This window comes from Oleiagrimonas sp. (genome assembly GCF_027858935.1).
GTDB lineage: Bacteria > Pseudomonadota > Gammaproteobacteria > Xanthomonadales > Rhodanobacteraceae > Oleiagrimonas.
In genome coordinates this window covers 1-3,979 of record NZ_JAQIBU010000338.1, presented here as the reverse complement: position 1 = coordinate 3,979, position 3,979 = coordinate 1, and the positions used below count along the sequence as shown (strand labels likewise).

Genomic DNA, 3,979 nt, shown 5'->3' with positions numbered 1-3,979 from the left:
ACGATCATGTGCGCTGCCCAACCGGCGAGGCGCGGATCACACCCGGCTTCGACCTGAAGGCTCGATGGGTGATCCATACGGTCGGCCCGGTATGGCGCGGCGGCCACGATGGCGAAAAGGAGCTCCTGGCTGCTTGCTATCGCAACAGCCTACGTCTTGCGCGTACCTGTGGAGTGCGCGACATCGCCTTTCCAGCCATCAGTTGTGGCGTGTACGGCTACCCGGCGCAAGCCGCCGCGCGTATCGCCGTTGAAAGCCTGCGCAAGGAGGCCGGTGCAGGACGCGAGCCCATGCATGTATTGCTGTGCAGCGTGGATCGGGACGTGCATGATGCGCTGGCCGATGCGCTGACTGCATGATGGAGTCTTGTCGGGCTCTCATGCCGATGTCACGGGAACCTGCTCGTCCTCGTCACGCGCGACCACGACCGAAGCGGCCAGGTCCTCTAGTCACATTCAGCATGGTTCGTGACATATCCTGCAAACGCTCAATACCCAGCAGCAGACCGATGTCCTCGGAGGGTAATCCCGAACATGCACAGGATCCTCGCGATCACCGGTAGTGATCCTCCGGTGATCCCGACCGCGCCGACTCCGCCCAGTACGCAGATCAACAGCACCAGAGCCTACTGCGCCAGGTTCAGGTCGACTCCGAAGAACTGCGCCAGGAACAGCGCGGTGATGCCCTCGTACAGGGCCGTTCCAATCATGTTGGCCGTTGCACCCAGCGCGCACACGAAACGGCTGATGCGGCGTGGCACACCCAACCGGTTTTCCGCCGTCTCCAGCGTAGTCGGCAAGGTCGCACTGCTCTAGGACGCCGAGAACGCAGTCAACATGGCGGTTTCCGCTCCACGGAAAAACGTACCCAGCGACATGCCTCCGAGGTAGCGCAACAGCAGCGGTAGTAGCACGAAACACTGCAGAACCAAGGCCAGGAGCACCACGCCGACATAGCGCGCAAGTTGCAGCGATACATCCCAACCCATACGCGCAGTAAGCGTGAAGAGCAGCGCCGCGACGGCAAACGGGGCCAGCCGGATCACCCATTCGATCAACGTCAACAAGATATCCTAGACACCCTGCATGGTGTCGACAAAGGCACGTGTGCCGGGACTGCGTCCCACCGCCGCCGCGACTCAGAACACCAGTGCAAAGAACATCAGCCCGAGAAGATTGTCCTCGGATGCCGCGCGAACCGGATTGATCGGAACGATTCCGAGAAGCATGTCGCGGGCCGACATCGCATCACGGCAAGAGGTGATCTCCCCGCCGCGTTGACCGGCCTCGGCGATGAGCCTTTCGCCGACCTCATGGGGCACACCACGTCCCGGCTGCAGGACATTGACCAGCAGCAAGCCGATACCCACGGCCACTGCCGTCACGGCAACAATCCATATCAAGGTCTTGAGCCCGACCCAACCCAGCGCCCTGGGATCGCCGATCTCGAACACACCAAGGACCAGTGCCGAGAAGACCAGCGGAACGACCGGAATGAACAGCAGTCGGAGGAAAAGATCACCCATGGGTTTGGCTGACATATCCGACCAGAGGCGCCAGCCAGCCAGTGCGCATTTCGTGCCAACCAGTAACAGACCAGACCGGCGATGGCGCCAATCGGAAAACCGATGAGCATTTACGTATGCAGTGGCACGCGCCGGAAAGTCACGGGGGCAATCATTCAATCACTCCAGCAGGAAAGCATGACCATTCCAGTCTACCCAATGCCTGCAGAAGCGACAGCCTTTACCGCACTTGCGCAGGCTGTCAGCGCGATGGATAAAGCGGTGGCAACGACGTGTCATCGCCGTCATTCCCAGGCTTCCGGATCCAAGCAAATCCACTGCTGAACGTCTTCTCCAGGCGCTCTCCGATCCGTTCGGATTTTTCGTCCGCAGCGAACATGCACCGCTGCAATTCCTGGATCGCGCTCACCTGCTCCGCGTCGTCCAGTTGCCGTGCAAGCATGCCCAGATTGCGTATCGCGTTCCGCTCGGACTGCGCCCAGTGCAGCAACGCCTGCGCCGCCGCGTGCAGATCATGGCCTCGTGCGGACTCAATGAATGCATGACGCAGGGCACGCGTGCCAGGTGTTGAGGCGGACATCGGCGTTGCATCACGCCGGAACCGTCGACGCCGCATGAAACACCAGGCCAGCAACGCGAAGGCCGCCACGATCCACAGTCCCATGCTGGTCAGGGCAAGCCATCGCCAGCGGCTGGATTTCGTGTCCATGTGCCCCGCGGACGTTGCAGGATGAGGCTTGGAGTTCACATCCGTCGGGGATCCTGAGGCCATAGGACCTGCGTGTGCCGGTGCAGTGGATGCGGTCGCAGGCACTGCATTGGCCGGGGAAGCAGGACCGGCAGCGACCACGGTAATGTTCTGCGCCGGGATCGATGCGGTCTTTGGCTGATTGCTGACCACGTTCCACCAGGGCAGCGTGATGGCCGGAATATGCAGTATTCCGGTTCGCTTGGGGACAATCGCAAAAGATCGCGAACGCGATCCCGTGAGCCACTGGTCGTTGTGGTGTGTGACGTCTTGTGGCTGGTCGGGATAGACATCGGCACCGGAAATGCCCGGAAGTGTAGGCACGGGCAGCGCCGCCGCCGTCAACCCTGTGGCCCCTTCGTGCAGCGTGACCGTGACCGGTTCGCCCACCTGCACCTGCCCCGATGCGGGCAGGCCGCTGATGCTCAATTCAAGATGACGTGCCGGCAACCAGGTGCCTTTTCCGGATGCGGCAGGGCGCGGCAATACCCTGAGCCGAGGTGCATCCGAACGAGCCGTGACCAACTTTCCATTGCTGAACAGGCTGCCAGGGTCCGTAGCATCCATCACATGGCCGCTGAACTGGATCGGATCCATTTGCAGCATGCCCGCATGCTGGGCAATGATGGCAAAGTGTCGCTCGATGACGTTGTAGGTCATCCCGCCACGACGGGTCTGGAAGCGTACCGCCCGCCCGAGCGCACTGACCTTCGCGCCGTCAACCTGCGGTGTACTCATATTGCCGTCCATCAGTGCCGGGGTATACAGCAATCGCACATCCAGTGCGACCTGCTGCCCGACATAGACCTTGTGGGCATTCATCGACACCTCGATGAATGCAGGATCACCGACCTTTCCCTGCCCCCGGACGGGCGCATCGGAGACCTGCACGGTCAAGGGACGGGTCGTTTGCCCGTCGACGTCCAGGGCAGGAATGGTCAAGGTCCCTGCGTGCAGGGGCCGCAGCGAAATCGAGATACTCGATGTCGCGCTCACTCGCCCGTTGACCCAGCTTTGCGACACACTGGTCGAGCGGCCAAGAACATTGAAGTCCTTTTGCAACGGGGAAAGATCCGCTGAAACACCGGAGCTGGCGCCAGAGACATCCAGGGTCAGAGTCAAGCTATCACCGAGCTGTATATGGTCTCGGTCCACCGAAGCCTGGACACTGACACCCGCATGCGCCAGTCCGCTCATGACGAGCATGCCGATCACGAGCCCGAGGATACGAACCGACGCTTTCACTGTCCTTCACTCCCGTCCTGTTGGCCGTTGTCTTGCGTATCCCCGCGCTGCATACGGCGCTGATATTCGAGCATGAATTTCTTGCGCAGGAGACTACCGGGATCGTCCGGAACACTTTGCAACGCCTGGCGCATGGCTTCCGGGAGCTGCTTTCCCGAGCTCCGAGCTGCGGGTTTCTGCATGCCCAACACATAGGGTTTATCGACACTCGACGCATGTCCGAGCGCTTCATCCATGCGCTTTTTCTGCGCTTCACGCGCTTTGGCCTGGGCCGTTAGATCCGCTTTTGAGGGTGGCTTCACGCCTTCTTGCCCATGGCTGGAGCGCTCCTTGTCCGAAGGTGCACCATGGGACACGCCTGAAGCTGAATTCGACGGCGGCGCAGAAGCATTGTGCGGTTGTGCATGGTGTTTACCCGCTTCCGGTTTGCCTGACTTCCGGCTCGACGAACTGTTCGAGGA

Annotated in this window: 2 protein-coding genes and 2 pseudogenes; 1 reads left to right on the top strand and 3 read right to left on the bottom strand. The window is 61.2% G+C overall.

What is annotated here, in order from left to right; translation table 11 throughout:
• Positions 1-359 (top strand): macro domain-containing protein (locus PF446_RS12795; protein WP_298072202.1); only part of this gene is annotated, 359 nt, incomplete at its 5' end.
• Between the two features lie 266 nt (positions 360-625).
• Here the strand turns inward: PF446_RS12795 and PF446_RS12790 are convergent.
• The 3 genes and pseudogenes from PF446_RS12790 to PF446_RS12780 form a co-directional block, all read right to left on the bottom strand.
• Positions 626-1,684: pseudogene (locus tag PF446_RS12790) on the bottom strand (dicarboxylate/amino acid:cation symporter).
• Positions 1,685-1,766: 82 nt separating this feature from the next.
• On the bottom strand, positions 1,767-3,518 hold the full coding sequence (locus PF446_RS12785; RefSeq protein WP_298072200.1) for a BatD family protein: 1,752 nt from the start codon (positions 3,516-3,518) through the stop codon (positions 1,767-1,769).
• Positions 3,515-3,979, bottom strand: a pseudogene (locus tag PF446_RS12780) (hypothetical protein); the annotation flags it as partial. The gene PF446_RS12785 and the pseudogene PF446_RS12780, both read right to left, overlap by 4 nt.